This window comes from Fictibacillus aquaticus (assembly GCF_002245695.1).
GTDB lineage: Bacteria > Bacillota > Bacilli > Bacillales > Fictibacillaceae > Fictibacillus > Fictibacillus aquaticus.
Window position 1 is genome coordinate 446,641 of sequence record NZ_NOII01000002.1, and the last position, 22,851, is coordinate 469,491.

Sequence of the window (22,851 nt, forward strand, 5' to 3'; positions counted from 1 at the left end):
CACGCTACTCGTTCCTATCAACGCCAATTGTATTCGCCATTTGTTTTCTCATTTTTATCACAACAGTGTTCTTCTGTCAATCATAGTAAACAAATCGAATGTTAAAACGACTGCTTTTCCGTTTTATCCAATATGGTATAATTGTACGAGATAGGGGGGAATTATGGGATGTCTCAACTAGACTCACTAAAGCAGAAGTGGGAAAATCTAACCCGTATTCTGCACGAGAAAAAAATTATTTATACAGCCAGTCTTACATACACAATTCTTTGGAATACGTTTTTAGTGCTCGTCGTACTCGGTTTGCTGGGCGGTACATTTGCCGCAGGAGTAGGTGCAGGTTTTTTTGCATCTCTTGTCAGGGACGAACCTGTAAGGGCTTACGCATCTATGAAAAAAGATATATACAATTACGAGGAAACGAGCAGAGCTTATTTTAAAGGCGGAGAAGATATCGGTGCGATGAAATCTGATCTGGATCGGACCGAAATACCGCTGAGCAAGGTTTCTCCGTTTGTCAAAAAAGCGGTCATCGCAACAGAGGACCAGTATTTTCATGAACATTACGGAGTCGTACCTAAAGCAATCATGAGAGCTATGCTGCAGGAATTTACGGGTTCGGAGGTTAGATCAGGCGGAAGTACATTGACACAGCAGCTGATCAAGAATCAGATTTTGACCAACGAAGTGTCATTCGACCGCAAGGCAAAGGAAATATTGCTGGCAATGCGCCTCGAAAAGTTTTTCAAAAAAGAAGAGATTTTAGAGGCTTACTTGAATGTCGTTCCTTATGGAAGAAACTCTTCCGGCAACAACGTCGCAGGCATCCAGGCAGCCTCTCAAGGGATTTTCGGCGTTAACGCTGATAAGCTGAACCTTGCTCAAGCCGCTTATCTTTCTGGTTTGCCGCAAAATCCGTTCGTTTACACGCCGTATCAAAACAACGGACAAGTCAAGCCCGAAAAAGAGCTTCGGTACGGGATCAGCCGAATGAAAACCGTCCTGAACCGAATGCTCACAGGCGGTTACATCACAGAGCAGGAATACAATCAGGCCCTTAAGTTTAATCTGCGCAAAAGCCTGACTTCGAAAAAACAGACTTCATTTGAAAAATATCCATACATAACGTATGAGATCGAACGCAGGACAGTCGACATCTTAAGCGAACTGCAAGCCAAGAAAGATGGCAAGGTCTGGAGAAAGCTGAAGCCTGCCGAACAGCAGGAATATAAAGACAACGCCAGCAAGCAGATGGGCAAACAAGGTTTAAAAATCCACACTACATTGAATAAAAAAATATACGAAAAAATGGATAAGACGGTAAAGAACAAGAATCTGTTCAGCCCTGCACTCCACTATTACAAAGTTCAGAACGAAAAAGGCGAATGGGTGACAAAATCTGAGCCTGAGGAAACCGGCGGAATTTTGATCGAAAACAAAACCGGTGCCATCATCTCATTTGTCGGCGGACGAGATTTTAAACGTGAGCAAGTCAACCATGCTACAAGAGCTCCGCGACAGAACGGTTCGACCATGAAACCTCTGCTTGCATATTCGTATTCGATGGAGCTTGGAAAAGTGCAGCCTGGCACGATCATTCCAGATGCACCTTTGCAGGTAGGATCAAAAGTAGTAGGAAACTGGGATGGAAAGTTTAAAGGTCTCCTTTCTGTCAGGGAATCACTCATGCAGTCCAGGAACACGCCAGCGATACGCAGCTATATGCGTGTCAATTCTGTTGAAGCAACGAACAAGCTGATTCAGATGGGCTTCTCACGGATAGTTGAAGAAGACCGCTACAGCTCATCCCTGGCTATCGGGGGGATGACGATCGGTGCCACAGTTGAGGAAAACACGAACGCCTTCGCTACATTCGCTAATGGCGGGGAGTTTGTAGATGCTTATATGATCGAGAAGATCGAAACGAACAAAGGCGAGGTCCTTTATAAGCACCAGCCAAAGTCTGTTAAGGTTTTCTCGCCTCAGACATCTTATTTGACGATTGATATGATGCGAGACGTCCTCTCAGGCGGGGGAACTGCACCTAACGTTAAAGGGATGCTTTCCTTCTCGGCTGACTGGGCAGGCAAGACAGGAACAACCAATGAAGACAAAGATTCATGGTTTGTCGCAACGAATCCTAACGTCACACTTGGTGTATGGCTTGGGTATGATCATCCTGCTTCAATGCAGAAAGGAACAGGACCGCGGAATCAGGCGATCTGGGCCGCACTGGCGAATGACGCATATCAGTTCGCTCCTGACTTGATGGCGCCTAAGAATAGCTTTTCTATGCCGTCCGGAATTGTCAGGATGCAGATCTGCGGAATTTCAGGAAAGCTTCCATCAGATCTGTGCCGCAGCGCAGGACTTGTGACAAGTGATTTATTTAATGCAAAATTTACACCAAACAGCGTTGATGACACATTAATGCCAGGACGTTATGTGACGGTCGGAGATGAAAAATACAAGGCACTTGACAGCACTCCGGAAGAGTTCACAAAAGTAGGCGTACTAATCAAAGAAGACTACTTAAAAGAGCTAGGATTCGATAAGCTTACTGATGCAACGACTAAGAGCAAGCTCTTTGAAAATGTTGTACCTGAAAAAACGCTGAAAGATAACGGTAAGGCACCAGGCGCCGTGACAGGCTCTGCCGCCAAGAACGGCAAGCTCACATGGGCAGCTCATGGAGAAAAAGATGTTATCGGCTACCGAATCTATTATTCAGCAGACGGAAAAGCACCGTTCAAGAAAATCGGGAGCGTAACATCTGACAAAACATCTGCCTCTATTCCGGCAAAAGGTGTTGTCTATGTAACAGCGGTGGATATCGCAGGACGGGAATCTGGTTCAGCTACTAAAGTAACAACAGGACCTAAGCCTCCTGCGAACAAACCGACTGAGCCGCCAAAGCCGGATGATGATAAACCTGGAACCGATGATCCGCCTCCAACTGATCCTCCAGCGGACCCGCCGCCGGCTGATACGACGAACCAAGGGAACAAGAAAAAGAAAAAGAATTAAAGATAGTAAACACCAGCATCTGCTTTTTGGCAGATGCTGGTTTTTTGGTGTTTTCAAGCAAAACAAAAAAGCCGTCATATGACGGCTTTTTTGTTTTGTTATTAGTCTTCCATCGTTGACAGATCACCTGTCGGAAGATCGAGCTCCCATGCTTTTAAGACACGGCGCATGATTTTTCCGCTTCTCGTTTTTGGAAGCTTGTCTTTAAATTCGATCTCTCTTGGAGCCGCATGAGCAGCGAGTCCTTTTTTCACGAATGAGCGTATATCTTCAATCAGCTCGTCGTTCGGAGAATAGCCGTCACGCAGAGCGATGAACGCTTTAATGATTTCTCCCCTGACAGGATCAGGCTTTCCAATTACACCTGCTTCAGCAACTGCAGGGTGTTCTACAAGCTTGCTTTCTACTTCAAACGGACCAACTCGCTCACCCGATGTCATGATTACATCATCAATGCGGCCTTGGAACCAGAAGTAGCCGTCTTCATCCATATATGCGGAGTCACCTGAAACGTACCATCCGCCTGGAGTGAAATAAGATTCATATTTTTGTTCATTATTCCAGATCGTGTGCATCATGGATGGCCAGCCTTTTTTAATGGCGAGGTTCCCCATGCGGTAAGGCGGCAGGACATTGTCCTGGTCATCTACGATCGCTGCGGTGATGCCAGGAAACGGCTTGCCCATCGATCCAGGCTTAATCTGCATCGATGGATAGTTGCTGATCAGCTGTCCGCCTGTTTCTGTCATCCACCAGTTATCATGAATGCGCAGGTTGAACACCTTCATGCCCCAACGGACGACTTCTGGATTCAACGGTTCACCAACACTCAGGATATGCCTTAATGAAGAAAGGTCAAATTTTTTCAGCACTTCATCGCCTGCACCCATCAGCATGCGGAACGCTGTCGGCGCGCTGTACCAAACTGTTACGCCATACCTTTCTATCGTAGAATACCAGTCTTCAGGACTGAAGCGCCCTCCGCGGATGACACTCGATGCTCCATTTAGCCATGGCCCGAAGATACCGTATGATGTGCCAGTTACCCAGCCAGGATCAGCTGTACACCAGTAAACATCGTCTTCTTTCAGATCAAGCACCCATTTTCCAGTCTGGAAGTGCTGGAGCATGGCGTTATGAACGTGAAGGACTCCTTTTGGCTTGCCCGTTGAACCGGACGTGTAATGAAGAATGAGCCCGTCTTCTCGGTCCACCCATTCAATTTGAAGGTCTTTGTCCGCTTTTTCCATCTGTTTAAAATAGCTGACGCAAGGCCCTTCTTCTTTAACATCTTCTCCAACTAGGACGACATGCTTTAGATGAGGCAGGTCTGATACAGGAACACGCTCAAGCAAAGCAGGCGTCGTAACAAGCACTTTTGCTTCACTGTCTTCTAGGCGATCCTTAACCGCACCTTCCATAAATGCTTCAAAAAGCGGTCCGACAATCGCACCTAGCTTGATGGCTCCAAGGAAAGTGAAGTAAAGCTCAGGAGAACGCGGCATAAAGATAAATACCCTGTCCCCTTTTTCAACGCCAAGCTTTCTCAGCATGCTGCCAGCACGGTCTGACATTTCTTTCATTTCTTTAAACGTATATTTTTCGTCACGGTTCTGATCGGAAAAATAAAGAGCTACTTTGTTTTTCCTGTGGGAGGCTGCATGGCGGTCTATGGCTTCATATGCCATGTTCACTCTGCCTGTTGCATGCCAGGAGAATTCTTTTTCAACGTCTTTCCAGTCAAATGTTTCGTATGCTTTTTCATAGTCCTGCAAGTTAAAATTCCCTTGAATGATAGGAAGCGCTTCCAGTTTCATCGTCAATCTCCTTTCCCTGTGTAAAGTCAATTTATTATATCATAATGCATCAGAATTTTTTAACTAATTAGAATTGTGCAGAAAATACACAATTGCCTGCCGCTTAAACGCTGCAGTTTATGTATAATAGAGTTGAAGTAATTCTAGGTGGTGTTATAGATGATACACAAAAAAACGTACAATTGCCTTGTACTGCAGACTTCCTCCGGTGCAGTGACCATCGAGGGGCCAGTGTCACCTGAGACGCTGTCTTCCCTTCAGTTTCACAGCGGGTTAAAAGCCTTCAGACCGCATGAAGAGCAGAAAAAGGCGCTGATTGAAATAGCAGGACTTAAGGAAGGCCGGATTATCATCGCACGTACGAAAGACACGGTGATAGGCTATGTTACATATGTCCACCCTGACCCACTCGAGCGCTGGTCACAAGGCAGTATGGAAAACTTGCTTGAACTCGGAGCCATCGAAGTCATATCTGAGTTCCGCAACTATAAAATTGGTAAGAATTTATTAAAAGTATCCATGATGGATGATGCCATGAACGACTATATCATTATCACCACTGAGTATTATTGGCACTGGGATTTACAAGGCACCGGGCTGAACGTGTGGGACTACCGGAAGGTGATGGAGAAAATGATGAATGCCGGCGGGCTGCAATATATGGCGACAGATGATCCTGAAATCTGTTCGCATCCGGCCAACTGCCTGATGGTCAAGATTGGAAACCGTGTCACTCTGGACGATGTGCAGCAATTTGACAGGATACGCTTTCAAAACCGTTTCATGTACTAAAAGTTCCTTGCTGCGCTTTTACGATAACGATGCCGAATCAGCTTTTGTTAAAAAGCACTACTTTCCAACAGTGTAAAAAGGAGCGGATATTATGCTTGTTAAGGACATCATGGCCGCAAACGTCCCTGTTTTTAAGATCAGCGTTTCTGTTGCAGCGGCAAAACAGGAAATGATGAAGCAGTCTTCCAGATATTTTGCAGCAGAAGATAATGACCGAAGATGGAAAGGCATGGTTTCAGATATCGATATTAAAAAAGCGGAGGAAAGCGAAGATAACTTCATATCGGACATAATGAAAACTGACATGATAACCGCTCATCCATTGGACAGTGCTGAGGAGCTATCTGGAGTGTTTTATCAAAACAATCTGGAATATATACCCATTATCGAAGAAGACCGCATTATCGGGCTAGTTACAGAAAAAGAAATGCTGCATACGCTTGTGCGGCTCACAGGCGCACATCAGCCGAGTTCAAAGCTGGAGATCAAAGTGATCAACAAAGCCGGACAGCTTGCCGAGGTCGCTGCAATCATTAAGGAACATCATATAAACATTCAAAGTGTATTGGTTTACCCTTGTCAGAATGATGAAGAGAAAGTGCTTGTGTTCCGCCTTGCCACCATGAATCCGCTTCCAGTTATACAGCACCTAAATGACGAGGGGTATACTGTTTTAGGACCGGTGAGATAAAATGAACGAACCTCTTTTTATATATTCTGAGAATCTGCTGGACTACAAGTTTCATGACAGCCATCCTTTTAACCAGCTGAGGGTCAAGCTGACATATGATCTGCTGAAAGCGTCAGGACACCTTTCTGACACGTCTGTCGTGAAGCCGAGAAAAGCATCTGACGAAGAAATTATGCTCATCCATGACAAAGGATACATTGAGGCAGTAAAGAAAGCTGGAGAAGGCTCGCTGTCTTCAGATATCGCGGGCAACTATGGACTTGGCACGGAAGACACGCCTTCATTTAAAGGAATGCACGATGCAGGCGCATGGATCGTCGGAGCTACATTGACGGCAGCCGATCTTGTAATGGAGGGAAAAACAAAACATGCTCTTTCGCTGAGCGGCGGCCTTCACCATGGTTTTCGAGGGAAAGCCTCAGGATTCTGTATTTACAATGACAGCTCCATCGTCATCGAGTATATACGCCGCAAATACGGTGTGCGTGTCCTCTATGTGGATAGTGACGCCCATCATGGAGACGGGGTGCAGTGGGCTTTTTATGACGACAGCGACGTTTGCACACTATCTATTCATGAAACAGGAAGGTACCTGTTCCCTGGAACTGGAAATGTCCATGAAAAAGGACAAGGATCTGGCTATGGTTTCTCCTTTAATGTTCCGGTAGACGCGTTCACAGAGGACGAATCCTGGCTGCACTGCTATGAGACTAGCCTTCTTGAAGTGGCGGATTATTTTAAGCCAGATGTGATCGTCACGCAAAATGGAGCGGATGCGCACTGCTATGATCCTCTTACGCACCTGTCAGTGACGATGAAAACATATGAGGCAATGCCTAGGCTTGCCAAAAAAATAGCAGACCGCTATTGCGGCGGGCGCTGGATCGCAACTGGCGGAGGCGGCTATGACATATGGAGAGTTGTGCCTAGAGCATGGGCGAACATCTGGCTTGCGATGAATGGCATTCAGGAAAGCGGAAATCTTCCTGCAGAGTGGCTGGCCAAATGGAGCCGGGAGAGCCCCGTTGAACTTCCAAGAACATGGAGCGACAGCCCAGATATTTATACACCCATACCAAGAAAGCCTGAAATTACCGCTAAGAACGAAGACACTCTCGCTAAGACATTGTACAGTATACGGTCATTAAAGAAGAAAAACGGATAAATAAAAAAAGCGCTTAGAGCGCTTTTTTTCATTGCAAAGTTTTGATGATCGACTCAGCCATGAACGAAGAGCGTTCAGCAGCAAGCTTTGTAAACTCCGTAAAGCTTGCAGGCGCCTCGCCGTTTGCTTTGTCGGAGATAGAACGGATGACAACAAAAGGCACATCGTTCAGGAAACACGTCTGAGCAACCGCCGAGCCTTCCATCTCGATGCAGTCGCCGCTGAATGCCGCATGGTATTTTTCCACGATGCTGCGGTCAGCTATGAACTGATCTCCGCTTAAGATTTTTCCTTTTCTCACTTTCGGTCCATTCAGCTGTTCTGCCGCTTTTTCGGCAAGCAGCACAAGCTCCTTTGAAGCATTAAATTCAGATTCATGCTCAAACATCGGAATCGTCCCTTGCTTAAAATGAGGGCTAAGTGCAGATGCATCGATATCATGCTGCATAAGGCTGGTAGATATAACGATGTCTCCAACCTCAAGTTGCGGGTGAAGAGCTCCTGCAACTCCAGTAAAAATAATGTGCGTCACTTTAAAACGGTCGATCAGCAGCTGTGTAGTGACCGCTGCGTTCACTTTCCCAACTCCTGACTTGCACAATACGACTTCTTTGTTTTCATAAGTTCCTTCATAAAACTTGATCTTAGCCTGGGTGCTTTCACCGTAAACATCCAGTTTCTCTTTCATGAACGCGATCTCCTCGTCCATCGCGCCAATAACTCCAATCCTCAACTTTCAATTCCCCCATATAGTCAGTTTTTCGTTGTGTTTCTGAACTGAATGCGGTGTGGCAGCACTACCGTATGTTCTTCGACTTTTTCCTTGTTCATGAGCTTTGTCAGCAAGCGCATCGCCACTGCCCCGATATCATACATCGGCTGTACAACGGTGGAAAGCGTCGGTCGTACCATTGTAGCGAGCCTTGTGTTATCAAAGCCGATTACTTCAATGTCTTCCGGAATCTTTAAGCCTCTGTCCTGAGCACCGTGAATGACGCCAAGAGCCATCTCGTCGGTCCCGACAAAAACAGCTGTAGGCTCCTGTCCGCTTTCGAGAAACGCCTCCAATGCTTCAATGCCGGAATCATACGTGTAATCACCGACAAAAATGTGTGTCTCGTCGACTTTTTTGCCTGCTTCTTCAACCGCTTTTCGGTAGCCTGTAAACTTGTGATAGCCGTTAATCGGATCTTCAAGCGGTCCTGTCACCATATGCACTGTCTTATGGCCTTGCTCGAACATGTGCTTAACAGCGTCATATACTGCCTGCTGATAGTCAATGTTAACAGACGGAATTTCTTCGTTCACATCAACTGTTGCAGCCATAACAATCGGAACAGCAGCGCGCTTGAATTCTTCAACATGTTCTTCTGTAATTTTTCCGCCCATGAACACGATGCCATCTACCTGTTTGCCAAGAAGCGTGTTCAGCAGATGGATCTCTTTCTCTTTGTTCTGGTCGGAGTTACATAGAATGATATTGTATTTATACATCGTGGCGATATCTTCAATCCCGCGTGCGAGCTCAGCAAAAAAGATGCTTGAAATATCAGGGATGATCACTCCGACGGTTGTCGTCTTCTTGCTCGCCAGTCCTCTCGCAACTGCGTTAGGTCTGTAGCCGAGGCGATCGATTGCCTCAAGCACCTTTTTTCTTGTAGATGGCTTAACATTTGGATTGCCGTTTACGACACGGGAAACCGTTGCCATCGACACACCCGCTTCACGTGCCACGTCATAAATCGTTGTATTCAAATTAATCCTCCTTTAATTCTTGAACCGAAACCTGTCAAGGTTTATGTAATATTAAGTTTTATCATACGCTAAAGTAATGTGACAGGCAATGGATTGCTCTTTGTTTCACAATGATTTTGAAAAAAGCCTGTACTGTTTTCATAGTGTTAGCGTTACCCTTTTGAAACATACTAAAAAAAGGCCAGAAAATGACAAAAGCTCCTTTGTGAAAAGGAGCGAGTTGTTCTTCAACTAAACGGTCTCTTTAACGGTCTTCAGTAGACCTGATGCAGTGAGTTCACTCATAAACTCTTCAAATTCTGAAAAGTCCATTTGCTGTGCGCTGTCCGATAGTGCCGATGCCGGATCAGGATGCACCTCTGCCATCACGCCATCCGCACCTATGGCGATGGCTGCTTTTGCAGCCGGAACTAGAAGGTCTTTCCTTCCAGTAGAGTGCGTTACATCTACAAGAACAGGCAGATGGGTTTCTTTTTTCAAAATAGGAACAGCCGTAATATCAAGCGTATTGCGCGTAGCTCGTTCGTATGTCCGTATCCCCCGCTCGCATAAAATAATCTGGCTGTTTCCTTGAGATATAATGTATTCCGCAGAATAAATAAATTCCTCGATCGTAGCAGAAAGTCCCCGCTTTAGCAGAACAGGCTTCTTCATCCTTCCTGCTTCTTTCAGCAGATCAAAGTTCTGCATATTCCGAGCCCCAATCTGAATGATATCTAAATACTCAGAAGCCGTTTCAAGGTCTTTTACAGAAACTACTTCGCTTACCGCCTTAAGTCCTGATTCATCCGCTGCCCTGCGAAGAATCTTTAAGCCTTCGAGGCCGAGTCCCTGAAAATCGTATGGGGAAGTCCTAGGTTTATAAGCTCCGCCTCTTAAGAAGGAAAGACCGTACTTTTTCACTTCCTTAGCGGCAGCTGCAGTTTGTTCGTACGATTCAACCGCACAAGGTCCTGCTATAATCTGCTGCCTTCCTCCCCCGATAATGGATGAGCCAAACGAAATCACCGTATCTTCACTCTGAGTTCTGCGCGAAACAAGAAGAACTTCTTTATGGTCATCTTCTTGGATCTCAAGACCTGCCTTAAATATCTCTTTAAAAATATGCTGAAGAGCATTAGTTGCAAAAGGACCTTGATTGTTTGCGGCAATTAAATCGAGCATCTCGCGTTCACGTACAGCATCGAACCTGCTAATTCCGCTGGCGTTTTTAACTTTCCCTATTTTTTGTACAAGATTAGCACGCTTATTGATCAGCCGCATGATCTCAAGGTTGATCTTATCGACATCGTCTCTAATTTTATCTATATTATTTAGGGACATATTGTTCCACCCCGCTGTTAGTCGTCTGTGTATGACAGGCTTTGTGCTGCGGCAACCTTTTTCCCGCAGGTTAAGCTTTATTTTAGTATAAAATAACTATTTAGCATTGTCACTTTTGCCTTCTCTCATAGAAAAAGCGCCGTCTTAAACGACGGCGCCTTTTTCTTATTATGAAATAACTTCTTCCATCTTTTTAACTGTGATGGACCAGTGCGAGGCATTCCACACCTGATTTCCGTTCTTAAAAAGGAAAACTTGCGGCGATTCATGCCTTACTCCCGTTTCCTCTGCAATAAGATTGCTCAATGGGCGGGCATCCTGCACGTTCAAAAAGAAAAACGCTTCATTTGGGTGATTTTCAGCGAACTTTTCAAATTGACGATAGCCTTCATGGCTCACAGGACAAGTTGTGCTGTTTTTCAGCAGGAAAAACTGGTTGTTTTCTTCCAAAACTTTCTTCCATTCGTTCTCGTTCGTTAACTGTACTAGCATCAAGCTGCCTCCTTTGAATAACAGACAGAGGAAGGCGAATATCGCCTTCCTCTGTATCATTTCATAAATATGTCCCTTGCATCAATATTTTTGCTCAGCAAGCTCTGGTGTGCGGAGATCTTCTGCTTCAGGCTGTTCGGTGATTTCACCGTACACTTCATTTGTTTCCTGATCAGCAGTGTCTTTTTCGCGCCACTTATCGAGATCACGACGGATGTTCGAGGTAAGTTCTTTAACCTTGCCGGCAACCTGTGTGGACTGCTCGCTTACTGTTTTCACAAGCGAGTTGGACTTTTCAATCGCCATCTGAGAAAATTCGTTCGATTTGTCCTTCAGCAGAACGGCCTGCTCGTTCAGGTCCCCTCTCAGCTCTTTACCGGTTTTAGGTGCCAAAAGCAAAGCAGATGCCGCTCCGACTATACCTCCGACAAGAGCTCCAATAATAAAATCCTTGCTGTCAATGCCCTGATTATTATTGCCCATCATAAACGCCTCCTCTTGAATAGTTTTGAGAAGCCGCCCCCTTGACATTCTGTTTCTTGATTTTCCATTTCTCCCAGAGTGTCAAAGCTGCGTTCCCCCATTGAACCGCCTGCTTAATCTGATGAGACTGCTGTTCCGTTCCAATGGAAATCTGGTCGGTTACTTTTCTCACTGATTGATTAACTTTCTGTATGGACGTGCCGAAATCCTGCACAGCGGAGAAAATCTGGTTTAATGAATCTGACTTTTTTTGCACATCTTCTGCGAGCACATTTGTTTTATGTAACAAATCCGCGGTTTCGCGTGTTACTCCCTGAAGCTGATTTTCTAATCCATCGAGCGTTTTCGCCACGTGATCAAGTGTAAACTGAAGTGACTTCAGTGTTCTTGAAAGGAAATAAACGAGAACGACAAATGCTGCTGCGATGATTGCTACACTAATTGAAATAATCATATCCATGTAATGGACACCTCCTAATATTATATTATTTCCTTTTCCCCAAATCTTTTCAATTAAACGTTATGATTATTTTCTTCCTTTTTTGCTCAAACCCTTTTTCCACTTAAATTTTTTTAATAATGCTGTGATGAGAAACCGGCAAAAAAGTCACGTCTAAGTGTTAGTGCAGCTAAGGCTGGCATTATGGCTCGGGGTAAGCCTAGTTTTCTTTATAGAACATTACAAATTGTCTAAATTAAGTTAAAATAGACTTGTAAGATTATTTTTTCTAAATAAGGGGGCAATACCATTGAAAGATCCGCGCATCAGCCAATTGGCAAAAAACCTGATTACATATTCCGTTAACCTGCAAAAAGGCGAAAAAGTTCTTATCGAAAACTTCGGTTTGCAAAAAGAGCTTGTGAACGAGCTTGTAAAAGAAGCTTACGCAGCCGGCGGATTCCCTTTCGTCTTGCTGAAAGACCACTCAATTATGCGTCAGCAATTCATGGAGGCATCTGAAGAACAGATGAAGATGATCGCTGAGCATGAAGGAAACATGATGAAACAGATGGATGCATACATTGGTCTCCGTGCTGGCGATAACATTAACGAGCTTTCTGATGTACCTGCAGAAAAAATGGCTCTTTACGAAAAAACGATTTTCGCGATGCACCGCAATATCCGCATAAAGGATACAAAATGGTGTGTTCTCCGCTACCCAAGTGCATCTATGGCACAGCTTGCAAGCATGAGCACAGAAGCATTTGAAGATTTCTACTTCGATGTATGTACACTTGATTACAGCAAAATGAACAACGCGATGGACGCATTGAAGGATTTGATGGACCGTACAGACAAAGTCCGCCTGACGGGTCCTGGAACAGACCTTACTTTCTCTATCAAAGACATCCCGTCTGTAAAATGTGCAGGTAATTACAACATTCCTGATGGAGAGGTGTTCACAGCTCCAGTCAAGGATTCAGTCAACGGAACGATCTCATACAACACACCTTCACCTTACAATGGGTTCACTTTTGAAAACGTGAAGCTGACGTTTAAGGATGGCAAGATTGTTGAAGCCACAGCAAACGATTCAGAGCGCATCAATAAAATCTTTGATACGGATGAAGGTTCACGCTATGTAGGAGAATTTGCGATCGGTGTGAATCCATTCATCCAGCATCCGATGAAAGACATCCTGTTTGATGAAAAGATCGACGGCAGCTTCCACTTTACGCCTGGCCAGTCTTACGAAGAAGCGTATAACGGCAACGAGTCTAACATCCATTGGGATATGGTCATGATCCAGCGCAGCGACTACGGCGGAGGAGAAATCTATTTTGACGATGTCCTCATCCGCAAAGACGGCGTATTCGTGCTTCCAGAGCTTGAAGTGCTGAACCCTGAGAACCTGAAATAAACAAAAAAAAACTGCCTGCAAGATGTGCATTATCTTGCAGGCAGCTTTTCTTTTTGATAAAGCTCTTTTAAGCAATCATTGTTGCTTTTAGTATTCTGAGGAGATGTTGATCTCCGTTACAGGTGCACGCTTTCCGCGGGGTGAGCGGTGAGCCCTTTTGCCGCTGCGCGACTTTAAAAGGTCTCACCTGCCCACTCAACCCGCAGGATAAGGAAGGCTACGCAGCAAGACATCGCACGAAGAAAATGCGATTTTCATTTTCGAGGAGACGGCACCTTTCACTGCGATCAACTTTATCAATGAAGTATTCAAAGGTGACTTTAGAACTTTAAAAGACATAAATCCAACTAAAATCTTTATATAGTAAACAAGTGAGATGTCGCTCTGCTTTACAGGAGCGCGCTTTCCGCAAGGTGTCAGCGAATCCTGAAACGGCTCAGTCACGATAAGTAAAAGGGCAGGAGGCTGATATGGGCCACTCCTTGAGAATAAACACAGCTTTGTCTTTACGTTTAAGGTATTGCTGAGGACCCTCACTTATCAAGCGGAATGTGTTCGACAATAGTGTCTTTTATATTCCTGACCAGAAGAACCCAAGGAAAAGATTTTCACAAAGGTTTTTCATCATGATTTCTACGTTGTTTAAGTTGATTGGAGTGAAAGGCACCGCCTGCCCCGCGGAAAGCGTGTGCCTGTAGCGGAAATCAACAGCTTCCATGAATACTAAATTAGCAACTTTGATAAACAAAAAACCGCTGCAAAGGATTATCCTTTTACAGCGGTTTTTTTATTATTCAACGGGTGTCTGGCACGCGTTTTCGTAAGCTTTTTGGAATTTCTGAATGTCTCCAGCCCCCATGAAAAGAAGGACTCCTGTTTCATGCTGCTTAAGCACATCAATTGTATCTTCACTGATAAGCTGAGCGTTCGGGATTAGATCAAGGAGATCTTGAATCGTCAATTCGCCTGCATTTTCACGGGCAGAACCGAAAATATCACATAAGTAAACATAATCGGCCCCCTTCAGGCTGTCCGCGAATTCAGTCAAGAATGTCTTCGTACGAGTGAAGGTATGCGGCTGGAAGATCGCAACAGCATCACGGTCAGGATATTTATAAGATGTTGCTTCAATCGTCGCTTTGATCTCAGTCGGGTGGTGAGCATAATCATCGATTAGAATCTGGCTGCCGAACGTTTTTTCTGAATAACGGCGTTTTACTCCTCCGAACGTTTTCAAGCGCTCTGCGATAATATCCGTCGGGATGTCTTCATAATGGCAGATCCCGATCACAGCCAGTGCATTCAACACGTTATGCGTACCGTACCCTGTAATGGTGAACGTTCCATAGAATGTATTGCGCACGAATACATCAAACGTAGTCCCGTTCGCATCACGGACGATATTCTTCGCCTGGAAATCATTATGGTCACCAAGGCCGTAGAACACAACCGGAACTTGAGCCTGAATTTTCTGAAGATATGGATCATCTCCACAAGCGATGATGCCTTTGTTGACTTGCATCGCCATCTGCTGGAACGCGCTGAATACGTCCTCGACATCCTTAAAGTAATCCGGATGGTCAAAGTCGATATTCGTCATGATCGCATAATCCGGCTCATACGAAAGAAAATGACGGCGGTATTCACATGCTTCAAACACGAAATACTCGCTGTTTTCGATTCCTTTCCCTGTTCCGTCTCCTATCAGGAACGCTGTCGGCTTCGCACCTTCAAGAACATGTGCGAGAAGTCCAGTCGTTGATGTTTTACCGTGTGCTCCAGTCACCGCGATCCCAGTAAACTTTTTAACAAAATCGCCAAGAAAATGGTGATATCGGTAAACTGGCAATCCGAGCTCCACAGCTGCCTTAAGTTCTTCGTGATCCCCGCTGAACGCATTCCCGGCAATGATCGTCTGACCTGGACGGATGTTATCCTTGTTAAAAGGAAGGATTGAAACTCCTCTTTCTTCAAGCCCCACTTGAGTGAAAATCGGCATATCAATATCCGATCCCTGCACGTCAAATTTCATATCGTGGAGAATTTGCGCCAGCGCACTCATTCCCGTCCCTTTTATTCCAACAAAATGATATTGTGTCATTGTAAAGACCTCCACAAAAGAACACCTTCTAAAAGGCCTATTTTTAATGTATTATATGCCCGCTCTGCATACTTGCGCATAAAGAAGCGGCACGGCATCTCATACATTATAGCAAATCGCAGCTTTTCCGGCCAACTGCTGCTCTAGCCTAGTGTCCTTTTTACTCTGTTTATTTTGTGCATTGTGCACCAAAACATGTTGCCGTTCTATTCGACTTTTTCAAGTCTCGGATTTGGCCTGTATATACGGCCTGCCTTTGCCTGATGGCCGTCATGCATCAGCACATTGTCACCAGTAAAGCCAATATTGATTTTCAGCAAATTACTGCCTACACCATATATATCGACCGGAACCTTCAGTTCTTCAAAGCGAGTGATTCTTTCCTTCGTGAATCCTCCGCTCACAACAATTTTCACATGGCTGAAGCCTTCCTCATCCAATGCCCTTCGCAGCGCAAAAATGAGTTCTGGATTTACACCTCTTGGATCGAAGTTTCCAAGGACATCCTGGTTCCTGAAAAAATACTGGTCGACCATCGTCCTCGACGTATCGACTCTTACACCTTTTAGAGTGCTTCCGAACTCACGCGCAACTTTTAGTGCATCTGTGATGACATCATTGTTATAGTCCACGAGAGCGATCAGATCATCTTCAGGATACTTTTTGTGGTATGCCTTTGTCGCTTCCACAATATCGCCGTTAAAAATCTGAATCAAGGCATGCGGCATCGTTCCCATGCCTTTTTTGCCCCACCATTCATTCATTGCATGAGTCGCCTGTGCAGAGGCTCCGCCTATATAAGCAGCATATCCGTCTCCTGCCTGCTGTGCAAAGTGATCGTCCCTGTCCCCCATGAAAATAACAGGTTTTTGTATACCTGAAAGGCTCGCAGCTTTGGCCACATTATATACATTCGTCGCAACTGACGTTCTTCTTGCCAGTATCCCGTCAATTACTCCTTCTAAAAATCCGAAATTTTGATAAGGCCCCTTGATTGTAAGCACCGTTTCAAACGGAGAGATTTTATCTCCATCCCTCAGAGAGTAAATTTCAAGTTCTTCTGGATTTTTCCCGAATGTTTTTATTAATGCTATCGCTTCATCTGTCCCGCAAAGGACAGCATCATTTTTCTGGAAAAACTGCATCGTCACCACATTGTCAGGCTTATATGCTTCGACGATCTCACACGTCTTTAGGAAATATACTGCGGAAAACCAGCCTTCGCCGGCTCTCTCGTCAAATTTAAATGTCTTGTTTGTCAGCCTGCTGATCTTTCCTTGCAGCTTCAGCTCTATTTCTTTCATGTAAATACTCCTCAATACATAGTAAGACGGCATCCGATTGTCCTACCTTATCATAATAAAGAGAGTTTTGGAACACAAGAAAAAGCTGAGGGAGCTCCCTCAGCTTTAAACGTCAGCATAAAGCCGTTCTTCAAATTCTTCCGGTGTTAATAGAACGTTCCTTGGCTTTGATCCCATCGCTTCTGAAACAAGTCCGAATGCTTCCATCATCTCAATCAGACGCGCAGCGCGGTTAAATCCGACTCGAAACCTTCTTTGCAGGCTGGAAGAAGAGGCCGCCCCTACGTCCATGACATAATAACAAGCTTCTTCAAACAGATCATCTTCCTGGTCGATATGCTGCTGAGTCTGAATCAGTTCTTCTCTTGAAAACAAATAGTTGAGCGGATATTCTTCTTTTACATAGGTTGTTACCGCTTCGATCTCATCGTCAGAAACAAAGTTCCCTTGAATACGGACTGCTTTGTTAGAGCCGTTTTCCATAAACAGCATGTCCCCTCGTCCGAGCAGGCGCTCTGCTCCGCTCATGTCGAGAATCGTTCTTGAATCGATGGCAGACGATACAGCGAATGCTGCACGTGTAGGGATATTCGCTTTTATTAAGCCTGTAATAACGTCTACAGACGGCCGCTGTGTCGCCAGCAGCAAATGAATCCCGCAAGCCCTCGCTTTTTGAGCGATACGGCAGATTGCTTCCTCAACATCCTGCGGTGACACCATCATAAGATCTGCAAGCTCGTCGATCACGATGACGATGTACGGCATCTTATTGGCATAATGCTTTTCAGCAGTCATTTTATCGTTGAAACGTTTGATATCGCGCACTCCGGTTCTGGCAAAATCTTCATACCTGCGTTCCATTTCTTCAACAGCCCATTTTAAGGCAGCTGTAGCTTCCTTTGCATCGTTGATAACCGGTGTTACCAAGTGCGGTATATGGTTGTATGGTGCTAGTTCTACCATTTTCGGATCAACGAGAAGCAGCCTGACATCTTCTGGAGAAGACTTATAAAGAAGGCTGACAAGTATCGAGTTAATACAGACACTCTTTCCAGATCCTGTTGCTCCCGCTATCAAGCCATGCGGCATTTTTTGCAAATCTGTAACAACAGGCGATCCTGAAATATCAAGTCCCAGAGCTACAGTTAATGGCGAACCGCTGGCACTGAATGCTGGATCTTCGATAATCTCCCTCAAGTAAACGGCCCGGCTGACCCGGTTTGGAACTTCAATACCAATCGTGTTCTTGCCAGGTATCGGCGCTTCAATTCGGATGTCTCTCGCTGATAAACTCAGCTTGATATCATCTGTCAGGTTGGTGATTTTGTTCACCTTCACCCCCGGTGCAGGCTGAACCTCAAACCGTGTAACAGATGGCCCCTGTGTCAGGTGCACGACCTTCGCGTTCACATTGAAGTTGTTCAACGTTTCCTGCAGCAGTGATTCCTGTGACAATAGCCAGCTTTCATCATCCAACTGTGCAGCAGGAGCTACATCCAAGAATTCTATCGGGATCAAATGACTTTTCTTTTCCTGAGCTGGCTTTACGCTAGGAGCCATTTCAGCTGGTTTAACAGCGGGCTGCGGGACAGCTTTTGGAGCAGGAGCAGCTGCTCTTTCTTTGATGGCCTGCCTGTCTTTTTTCAGCATCATCACATTAAAAGGAACATAAGTACCGCCGGGCTTCTTCATAGGCGGTTCTGTTTTTCTTTCTTTTGTATCCCCTCCTGCGGTAACAGACGGAGTTATTATTGCTGACGGTTGCTCTTCAGCAGTTTCCGATGCCTCCGCAGCAAGTGGTTCTTCTTTCTCTTCTGCAGGCGGTTCTGATACTGCAAAAGCTGGTCCATCATGATCAGCTCTTGTCAGTTCTGATTCATTCTGTTCTTCTGGTTCAGCATCAAATAGAATTTCTTCTGAAGCAGCAGGCAGTAACTCCACTCTTTCATCTAAAATAGAATCCTGATCTTGTGATTCGTGATAAACCACACCATCTGCTTCGTTCTGATTTTCTTCCGCATTATCCTCATTAATCATTTGAGGATCTTCCTTCTTTTGTTCATCCTTAAACGACCAGCCGGGAAAAATAATCTTCTCTTTGTTCCGTTCTTTAAAGCCGTAAACAGGAGAAGGAATATCTGTCGGAACAAATTTCGGCGTCACTTCTGAGTTTGTAGTTTCGATGTTTTGCTTGTTATGTAGTTTTTTCTCTGGTGCGTCAGTCCTGTTTACCGGGTTTAAGTCATTCCTGTTTACCGGGTTTAAACCATAGATTGGAGAAGGAACAGGCTCAGGTCTGAACTTTTCTCTCTTTCTTGGCGTACGCTCTTTTCTTGTATCATCCTGACGCCGCTCTATGTTTCTTTCAACAGTGCGTTCTTTGCTGCGCACTGTCCGGCTGATATTGTCAACCCTGACCGGCTTACTAGCAGGTGCACGGTGCTCCGCTTGAGGATTTATCCTTCTTTCAGTTTCAGGACGCGGCTCATCCGGAATAACCGGGAAACGGAAATTTCCTGGTGCAGGGTAATCACTCAGCATCTTAGGCCCAGAACCCGCGTTCTTTATTTTGGATGATTTTGTACTGTCTGCAGTATGTTTTGATGCGTTATCTGCAGCTTGTCTCGTCTGGACATTTTTCGGCGCTTTTTCACGCTCTTCAGGTTCTTCCATGTCTTCTTCGTCGTCAAAAAAGTAATTCATCATTTTTTTTAGCCAGCTCATGGATCCACCACCTTTTTCTCTGTACCGCTTTTTCTTTATTGTAGCTAAAAAATGGGAGGAACAATAGTCTGAAAATAATAAACAGACGTTCCTCCTTATTTAATTAATGATTCGACAGTATACATAGCTGATTGTGCCGTACCGGCAACAATTTCCTGCAATTTTTTTATTCTTCTGTTGACGTATTCTTGTTCTTTGCCAGAATAAATACGGGTTCGAGGCCTTCTTCTTCATATAAAAAAGAAAGCGCCGTTACAGGTACCCGGCCGTTAATAAAAAACTGCATCGCCATTTGACCCAGCACATCAAACCCTTGTTCGTTTTCAATATCCGCGATAATGAGCACATCCTGATGAGGCACAGCAACAGCCATCTTCCCCTTAATCGCCGACTTTATTTCGTTCAAATAAGAGGTGTTCAGCACTCGGCTAGCATCGTAGCCATCGTTATGGTTGATAAAATAAAACGTGTTTCCGGCTACTGTATCCTTCTTAGCCTGTATTGGAAGACGGCGAAGGTTGAAAGCAGACATTTCCTTTATCTGCTCTCTGCTTAAATTCCAGCTTTCGGCCTGTTCTTCGGTTATGAGACGATAAGTCGTTCCGAGATCCAGAGCATAAAAAATGTTCGTTTCAGCAGTGTGTTCGTCATGAAGCAGACGCTTTTCCCCTGCTTCAACAGGAAACGATGTGGACCTGATCACAGGGAAAATGTTCTTCGCTGCTTCTTGAGGTGCTTCTTCCTCTCCTTTAAGGGATTTCTCCACATGGTAAAGAAGCTCCTCTAAAAAGGCATCTTTTCTGTTGTGCCATTTAGCAGCAAGTCCAGAAAGCGAGAGGTTTGCTCCCTTCCCAGTCTGAAGGTTTTCAACACGCAAAGTTTCTTCCTTAGAATTGTACTGTGTTTGAAGACCTTTTTCTTTTAGATTGCTTTCTAGCAGTTTTCTTAATTTAGTTACGTCGGACACAGACGGTTACCTCCTTGTTAACGGTTTGTTTTGTTAATAAATTAAGCGGAATTGGCTTGAAGAGTATACTTCAGTGCCCATCCATGATAAATGGTTTGCATATAGCTTCGATTCCCAAATTGCATATTCATCACATTCACTAGATCAACCTTGATTTCATCTTAGATAAAGTTGATCGGAGTGTAAGGTGCCGACTCCTCGAAAATGAAAATCGCATTTTCTTCGTGCGATGTCTTGCTACGTATCCTTCCAAGTGTCCAATAAGTCAAAGACCGACTTACCGGCCCCATTCCCTTTTCCTTGTCGGGGCTAAATGAGCCGACCCGTGCTTTTCGCCACGCCCCGCGGAAAGCGTGCGCCTGAAACGGAGATCAAGCGCTTCTCTGAGTTCTTTAATCACGACATAGTTTACAAAAAGAGCCTTCTTTAAAGTGCGAAAAAACCTCCGTTAAAGGGAGGTTTTTTCATCTTATTTATTCGCCTGCTTTATATTCGCATACTACTTCAGTACCAAGTCCGCCGCGGGCATTCCAGTTGCCTGTCACCTTAAGATACTTAGGCTTAAGCAAACGTGCGAGGTCTTCCATAATTTTGTTTGTTGCATGTTCCTGGTAGATGCCTACGTTTCGGTATGAAGTAAGATAGTATTTCAATGATTTCATCTCTACAAGCTCTTCTGTAGGGATATAGCTGATAATGATATCAGCAAAATCCGGAAGCCCGGACCACGGGCAGACAGACGTGAACTCTGTTGTCGGGATGGTAACAAGCGTATCTTTACCGATATATTCATAAGGAATCGTTTCAAGGATATCAACAAGAATTACATTCTCATCTTGGATATCAAAACGAATGCCTTCGTATTTACTATGGTTTACTTCTACTTTAGCCATGAAGAAGAACCGCCTTTCTTAAATTAAATAATTATTGCGCATTAAAACTCATTATACCACATCAATATTATTTAGGCGCCTTAAATTGACAGCTCAGAAATAAACTGTTCGATCTGCTCCTGTGTTTTCCGGTCTTTATTCACATAGCGGCCGATCTCTTTTCCGTCTTTGAAAGCTACAAAGCTGGGAATGCCAAAAATATCAAGCTCTTGGCAAACTTCAATCAGTTTGTCGCGGTCTGCGTATAGAAACTCAAACTGAGTGAATTTAGACTCGACTTCAGGCATAAACGGTTTGATGAACACGCAGTCCGGACACCAGTCCGCTGAAAAAAGGACAATACTCGCTCCTTTATCAATCGCGGCAAAAAGTTCTTCTCGGGAATGCATCTCTTTCATTCTGTCATTGCTCCTTTAATTTCATATCTCCGGGTTTAATATACCCTCTTTTTCTCATCCATTCTGATAGTAACAGGGAGATGATAATTGGTCCAATAAAATGCAGCATCAGGACTGCTATGAATGTTTCTGCTGTAAAGCCCATAGTCCTTAGGGTCATAAGAGGACCCACAAGACCGCTCGTTCCCATCCCCGCACCTGCAGGTATGTTTTCCATATGCAGCCAAATCGTTCCGATCGGAGCAAGAAGGATTCCGGCTGCTGTCGGGGGTATGAGGATAAGAGGGTTCTTTATGACGTTCGGAAACTGCAGTTTGGATGTACCGATTCCCTGCGTGAGCCAACCCCCTATCCCGTTGTCACGGTAGCTGCTTGTTGCAAAACCAATCATCTGAGCCGCACAGCCGATCGTGGCTGCCCCAGCAGCAATCCCTTCAAGACCAAGCATCATCGCAATGGCTGCACTCGAGATCGGCCCTGTTAACGCAAATCCGAGAAGTGTGGCAACGAGGATTCCCATCAGGAAAGGACGCTGTTCGGTCGCCCACATTACGAGTTCTCCGAAGTTCGCCATAAACTTTCCTATGGCAGGTCCGACAAACTGAGCGGTCAAGAAACCAGTCAAGATTGTCACTCCCGGTGTCACCAAAATATCGAACTTAGTTTCTTTTGATACGATTTTTCCTGCTTCACAGGCAATGACTGCTGCGATATAGCATCCTGCAACACTTCCGAGCTCAGCTCCTGCAGCTCCAGCGATGGCAGCTCCAAACATGACAAGCGGCGGCGCCTTCAAGCCATATGCCACTGCTGCACCGATCACCGGTCCCATCAAGCTCATTGCAAGTGTTCCCACCTTTACAAAGAAAGGCAGGTGAAACTGTTCGCCCGCTGTTTTAAAAATAAGTCCGATCACGAGTGAAGACATGAGACCAAGAGCAAAATAGCTGAATCCGGTAATAATGTATTCTTTTATAGAAAGGGAAACGCCCTTTTTTCTTAAAAAATTTTTCATCGCTTGACTCCTTTAAAATAGTATACCCTTATTGATTATAAT

Annotated in this window: 19 protein-coding genes and 1 other annotated feature (1 of these 20 only partly in view); of the genes, 5 read left to right on the forward strand and 14 right to left on the reverse strand. The window is 44.9% G+C overall.

From position 1 onward, the window contains the following. Nucleotides 1-30, reverse strand: a binding site (T-box leader); it reaches 190 nt to the left of the window's first position. 138 nt (nucleotides 31-168) lie between these two features. Continuing rightward, nucleotides 169-3,027, forward strand: a complete 2,859-nt coding sequence (locus CGZ90_RS10105; RefSeq protein WP_094252364.1) for a transglycosylase domain-containing protein — start codon at nucleotides 169-171, stop codon at nucleotides 3,025-3,027. Nucleotides 3,028-3,128: 101 nt separating this feature from the next. On the opposite strand, the gene acsA is transcribed toward CGZ90_RS10105, so the two are convergent. Then, a complete protein-coding gene (gene acsA, locus CGZ90_RS10110; RefSeq protein ID WP_094252365.1) occupies nucleotides 3,129-4,844 on the reverse strand; it encodes an acetate--CoA ligase in 1,716 nt (571 codons plus the stop codon). Nucleotides 4,845-5,003: 159 nt separating this feature from the next. Between acsA and CGZ90_RS10115 the strand changes: the two genes are divergently transcribed. The 3 genes from CGZ90_RS10115 to CGZ90_RS10125 all read left to right on the forward strand — a co-directional run bounded on the left by CGZ90_RS10115 (nucleotide 5,004) and on the right by CGZ90_RS10125 (nucleotide 7,492). Continuing rightward, nucleotides 5,004-5,636 (forward strand): GNAT family N-acetyltransferase, encoded by a 633-nt coding sequence (locus tag CGZ90_RS10115; protein WP_094252366.1) that lies wholly within the window; start codon nucleotides 5,004-5,006, stop codon nucleotides 5,634-5,636. Nucleotides 5,637-5,727: 91 nt separating this feature from the next. Beyond that, complete coding sequence (locus tag CGZ90_RS10120; protein ID WP_094252367.1) at nucleotides 5,728-6,327, forward strand: CBS domain-containing protein; 600 nt, start codon at nucleotides 5,728-5,730, stop codon at nucleotides 6,325-6,327. A gap of 1 nt (nucleotide 6,328) precedes the next feature. Beyond that, entirely contained in the window at nucleotides 6,329-7,492 is a 1,164-nt protein-coding gene (locus CGZ90_RS10125) for an acetoin utilization protein AcuC (RefSeq protein WP_094252368.1), read from the forward strand. 28 nt (nucleotides 7,493-7,520) lie between these two features. Here CGZ90_RS10125 and CGZ90_RS10130 read toward each other — a convergent pair whose 3' ends face one another. The 6 genes from CGZ90_RS10130 to CGZ90_RS10155 all read right to left on the reverse strand — a co-directional run bounded on the left by CGZ90_RS10130 (nucleotide 7,521) and on the right by CGZ90_RS10155 (nucleotide 12,005). Further along, a complete protein-coding gene (locus tag CGZ90_RS10130; RefSeq protein ID WP_094252369.1) occupies nucleotides 7,521-8,225 on the reverse strand; it encodes a 5'-methylthioadenosine/adenosylhomocysteine nucleosidase in 705 nt (234 codons plus the stop codon). Between the two features lie 20 nt (nucleotides 8,226-8,245). Continuing rightward, nucleotides 8,246-9,247 (reverse strand): catabolite control protein A, encoded by a 1,002-nt coding sequence (gene ccpA / locus CGZ90_RS10135; protein WP_094252370.1) that lies wholly within the window; start codon nucleotides 9,245-9,247, stop codon nucleotides 8,246-8,248. Between the two features lie 231 nt (nucleotides 9,248-9,478). Continuing rightward, entirely contained in the window at nucleotides 9,479-10,570 is a 1,092-nt protein-coding gene (locus CGZ90_RS10140; RefSeq protein ID WP_094252371.1) for a bifunctional 3-deoxy-7-phosphoheptulonate synthase/chorismate mutase, read from the reverse strand. Between the two features lie 168 nt (nucleotides 10,571-10,738). After that, on the reverse strand, nucleotides 10,739-11,062 hold the full coding sequence (ytxJ, locus tag CGZ90_RS10145; protein WP_094252372.1) for a bacillithiol system redox-active protein YtxJ: 324 nt from the start codon (nucleotides 11,060-11,062) through the stop codon (nucleotides 10,739-10,741). Between the two features lie 81 nt (nucleotides 11,063-11,143). Then, nucleotides 11,144-11,548 (reverse strand): YtxH domain-containing protein, encoded by a 405-nt coding sequence (locus tag CGZ90_RS10150; protein WP_094252373.1) that lies wholly within the window; start codon nucleotides 11,546-11,548, stop codon nucleotides 11,144-11,146. After that, nucleotides 11,535-12,005, reverse strand: a complete 471-nt coding sequence (locus CGZ90_RS10155) for a DUF948 domain-containing protein (RefSeq protein WP_094252374.1) — start codon at nucleotides 12,003-12,005, stop codon at nucleotides 11,535-11,537. The genes CGZ90_RS10150 and CGZ90_RS10155 overlap by 14 nt, the downstream gene beginning before the upstream one ends. A gap of 289 nt (nucleotides 12,006-12,294) precedes the next feature. Here CGZ90_RS10155 and CGZ90_RS10160 point away from each other — a divergent pair, with 289 nt between their 5' ends. Continuing rightward, nucleotides 12,295-13,407 carry an aminopeptidase gene (locus CGZ90_RS10160; protein WP_094252375.1) on the forward strand — a complete coding sequence of 371 codons (1,113 nt, stop codon included), beginning with the start codon at nucleotides 12,295-12,297 and terminating at the stop codon, nucleotides 13,405-13,407. A 790-nt stretch (nucleotides 13,408-14,197) separates the two neighbouring features. On the opposite strand, the gene murC is transcribed toward CGZ90_RS10160, so the two are convergent. From murC to CGZ90_RS10200, 7 genes are all read right to left on the reverse strand, one after another. Then, nucleotides 14,198-15,508, reverse strand: a complete 1,311-nt coding sequence (gene murC, locus CGZ90_RS10170) for a UDP-N-acetylmuramate--L-alanine ligase (RefSeq protein WP_094252377.1) — start codon at nucleotides 15,506-15,508, stop codon at nucleotides 14,198-14,200. Between the two features lie 206 nt (nucleotides 15,509-15,714). Next, nucleotides 15,715-16,812 (reverse strand): nicotinate phosphoribosyltransferase, encoded by a 1,098-nt coding sequence (locus CGZ90_RS10175; RefSeq protein WP_094252378.1) that lies wholly within the window; start codon nucleotides 16,810-16,812, stop codon nucleotides 15,715-15,717. Nucleotides 16,813-16,917: 105 nt separating this feature from the next. Continuing rightward, nucleotides 16,918-19,536, reverse strand: a complete 2,619-nt coding sequence (locus tag CGZ90_RS10180; RefSeq protein ID WP_094252379.1) for a DNA translocase FtsK — start codon at nucleotides 19,534-19,536, stop codon at nucleotides 16,918-16,920. Between the two features lie 166 nt (nucleotides 19,537-19,702). Beyond that, nucleotides 19,703-20,503: a DUF1444 family protein gene (locus tag CGZ90_RS10185; protein ID WP_094252380.1), complete on the reverse strand. Its 801-nt coding sequence runs from the start codon at nucleotides 20,501-20,503 to the stop codon at nucleotides 19,703-19,705. Between the two features lie 473 nt (nucleotides 20,504-20,976). Beyond that, nucleotides 20,977-21,396 (reverse strand): preQ(1) synthase, encoded by a 420-nt coding sequence (queF, locus tag CGZ90_RS10190; RefSeq protein WP_094252381.1) that lies wholly within the window; start codon nucleotides 21,394-21,396, stop codon nucleotides 20,977-20,979. 80 nt (nucleotides 21,397-21,476) lie between these two features. Beyond that, on the reverse strand, nucleotides 21,477-21,794 hold the full coding sequence (locus CGZ90_RS10195; RefSeq protein ID WP_094252382.1) for a thioredoxin family protein: 318 nt from the start codon (nucleotides 21,792-21,794) through the stop codon (nucleotides 21,477-21,479). 4 nt (nucleotides 21,795-21,798) lie between these two features. Continuing rightward, nucleotides 21,799-22,809, reverse strand: a complete 1,011-nt coding sequence (locus CGZ90_RS10200; RefSeq protein WP_094252383.1) for a PTS sugar transporter subunit IIC — start codon at nucleotides 22,807-22,809, stop codon at nucleotides 21,799-21,801. Between the last annotated feature and the right edge of the window lie 42 nt (nucleotides 22,810-22,851).

Bases quoted from the DNA above. Each gene is read 5' to 3' on its own strand.
- CGZ90_RS10105 (WP_094252364.1), top strand. From the start codon at position 169: ATGTCTCAACTAGACTCACTAAAGCAGAAGTGGGAAAATCTAACCCGT.
- acsA (WP_094252365.1), bottom strand. From the start codon at position 4,844: ATGAAACTGGAAGCGCTTCCTATCATTCAAGGGAATTTTAACTTGCAG.
- CGZ90_RS10115 (WP_094252366.1), top strand. From the start codon at position 5,004: ATGATACACAAAAAAACGTACAATTGCCTTGTACTGCAGACTTCCTCC.
- CGZ90_RS10120 (WP_094252367.1), top strand. From the start codon at position 5,728: ATGCTTGTTAAGGACATCATGGCCGCAAACGTCCCTGTTTTTAAGATC.
- CGZ90_RS10125 (WP_094252368.1), top strand. From the start codon at position 6,329: ATGAACGAACCTCTTTTTATATATTCTGAGAATCTGCTGGACTACAAG.
- CGZ90_RS10140 (WP_094252371.1), bottom strand. From the start codon at position 10,570: ATGTCCCTAAATAATATAGATAAAATTAGAGACGATGTCGATAAGATC.
- ytxJ (WP_094252372.1), bottom strand. From the start codon at position 11,062: ATGCTAGTACAGTTAACGAACGAGAACGAATGGAAGAAAGTTTTGGAA.
- CGZ90_RS10150 (WP_094252373.1), bottom strand. From the start codon at position 11,548: ATGATGGGCAATAATAATCAGGGCATTGACAGCAAGGATTTTATTATT.
- CGZ90_RS10155 (WP_094252374.1), bottom strand. From the start codon at position 12,005: ATGGATATGATTATTTCAATTAGTGTAGCAATCATCGCAGCAGCATTT.
- murC (WP_094252377.1), bottom strand. From the start codon at position 15,508: ATGACACAATATCATTTTGTTGGAATAAAAGGGACGGGAATGAGTGCG.
- CGZ90_RS10175 (WP_094252378.1), bottom strand. From the start codon at position 16,812: ATGAAAGAAATAGAGCTGAAGCTGCAAGGAAAGATCAGCAGGCTGACA.
- CGZ90_RS10180 (WP_094252379.1), bottom strand. From the start codon at position 19,536: ATGAGCTGGCTAAAAAAAATGATGAATTACTTTTTTGACGACGAAGAA.
- queF (WP_094252381.1), bottom strand. From the start codon at position 21,396: ATGGCTAAAGTAGAAGTAAACCATAGTAAATACGAAGGCATTCGTTTT.
- CGZ90_RS10195 (WP_094252382.1), bottom strand. From the start codon at position 21,794: ATGAAAGAGATGCATTCCCGAGAAGAACTTTTTGCCGCGATTGATAAA.
- CGZ90_RS10200 (WP_094252383.1), bottom strand. From the start codon at position 22,809: ATGAAAAATTTTTTAAGAAAAAAGGGCGTTTCCCTTTCTATAAAAGAA.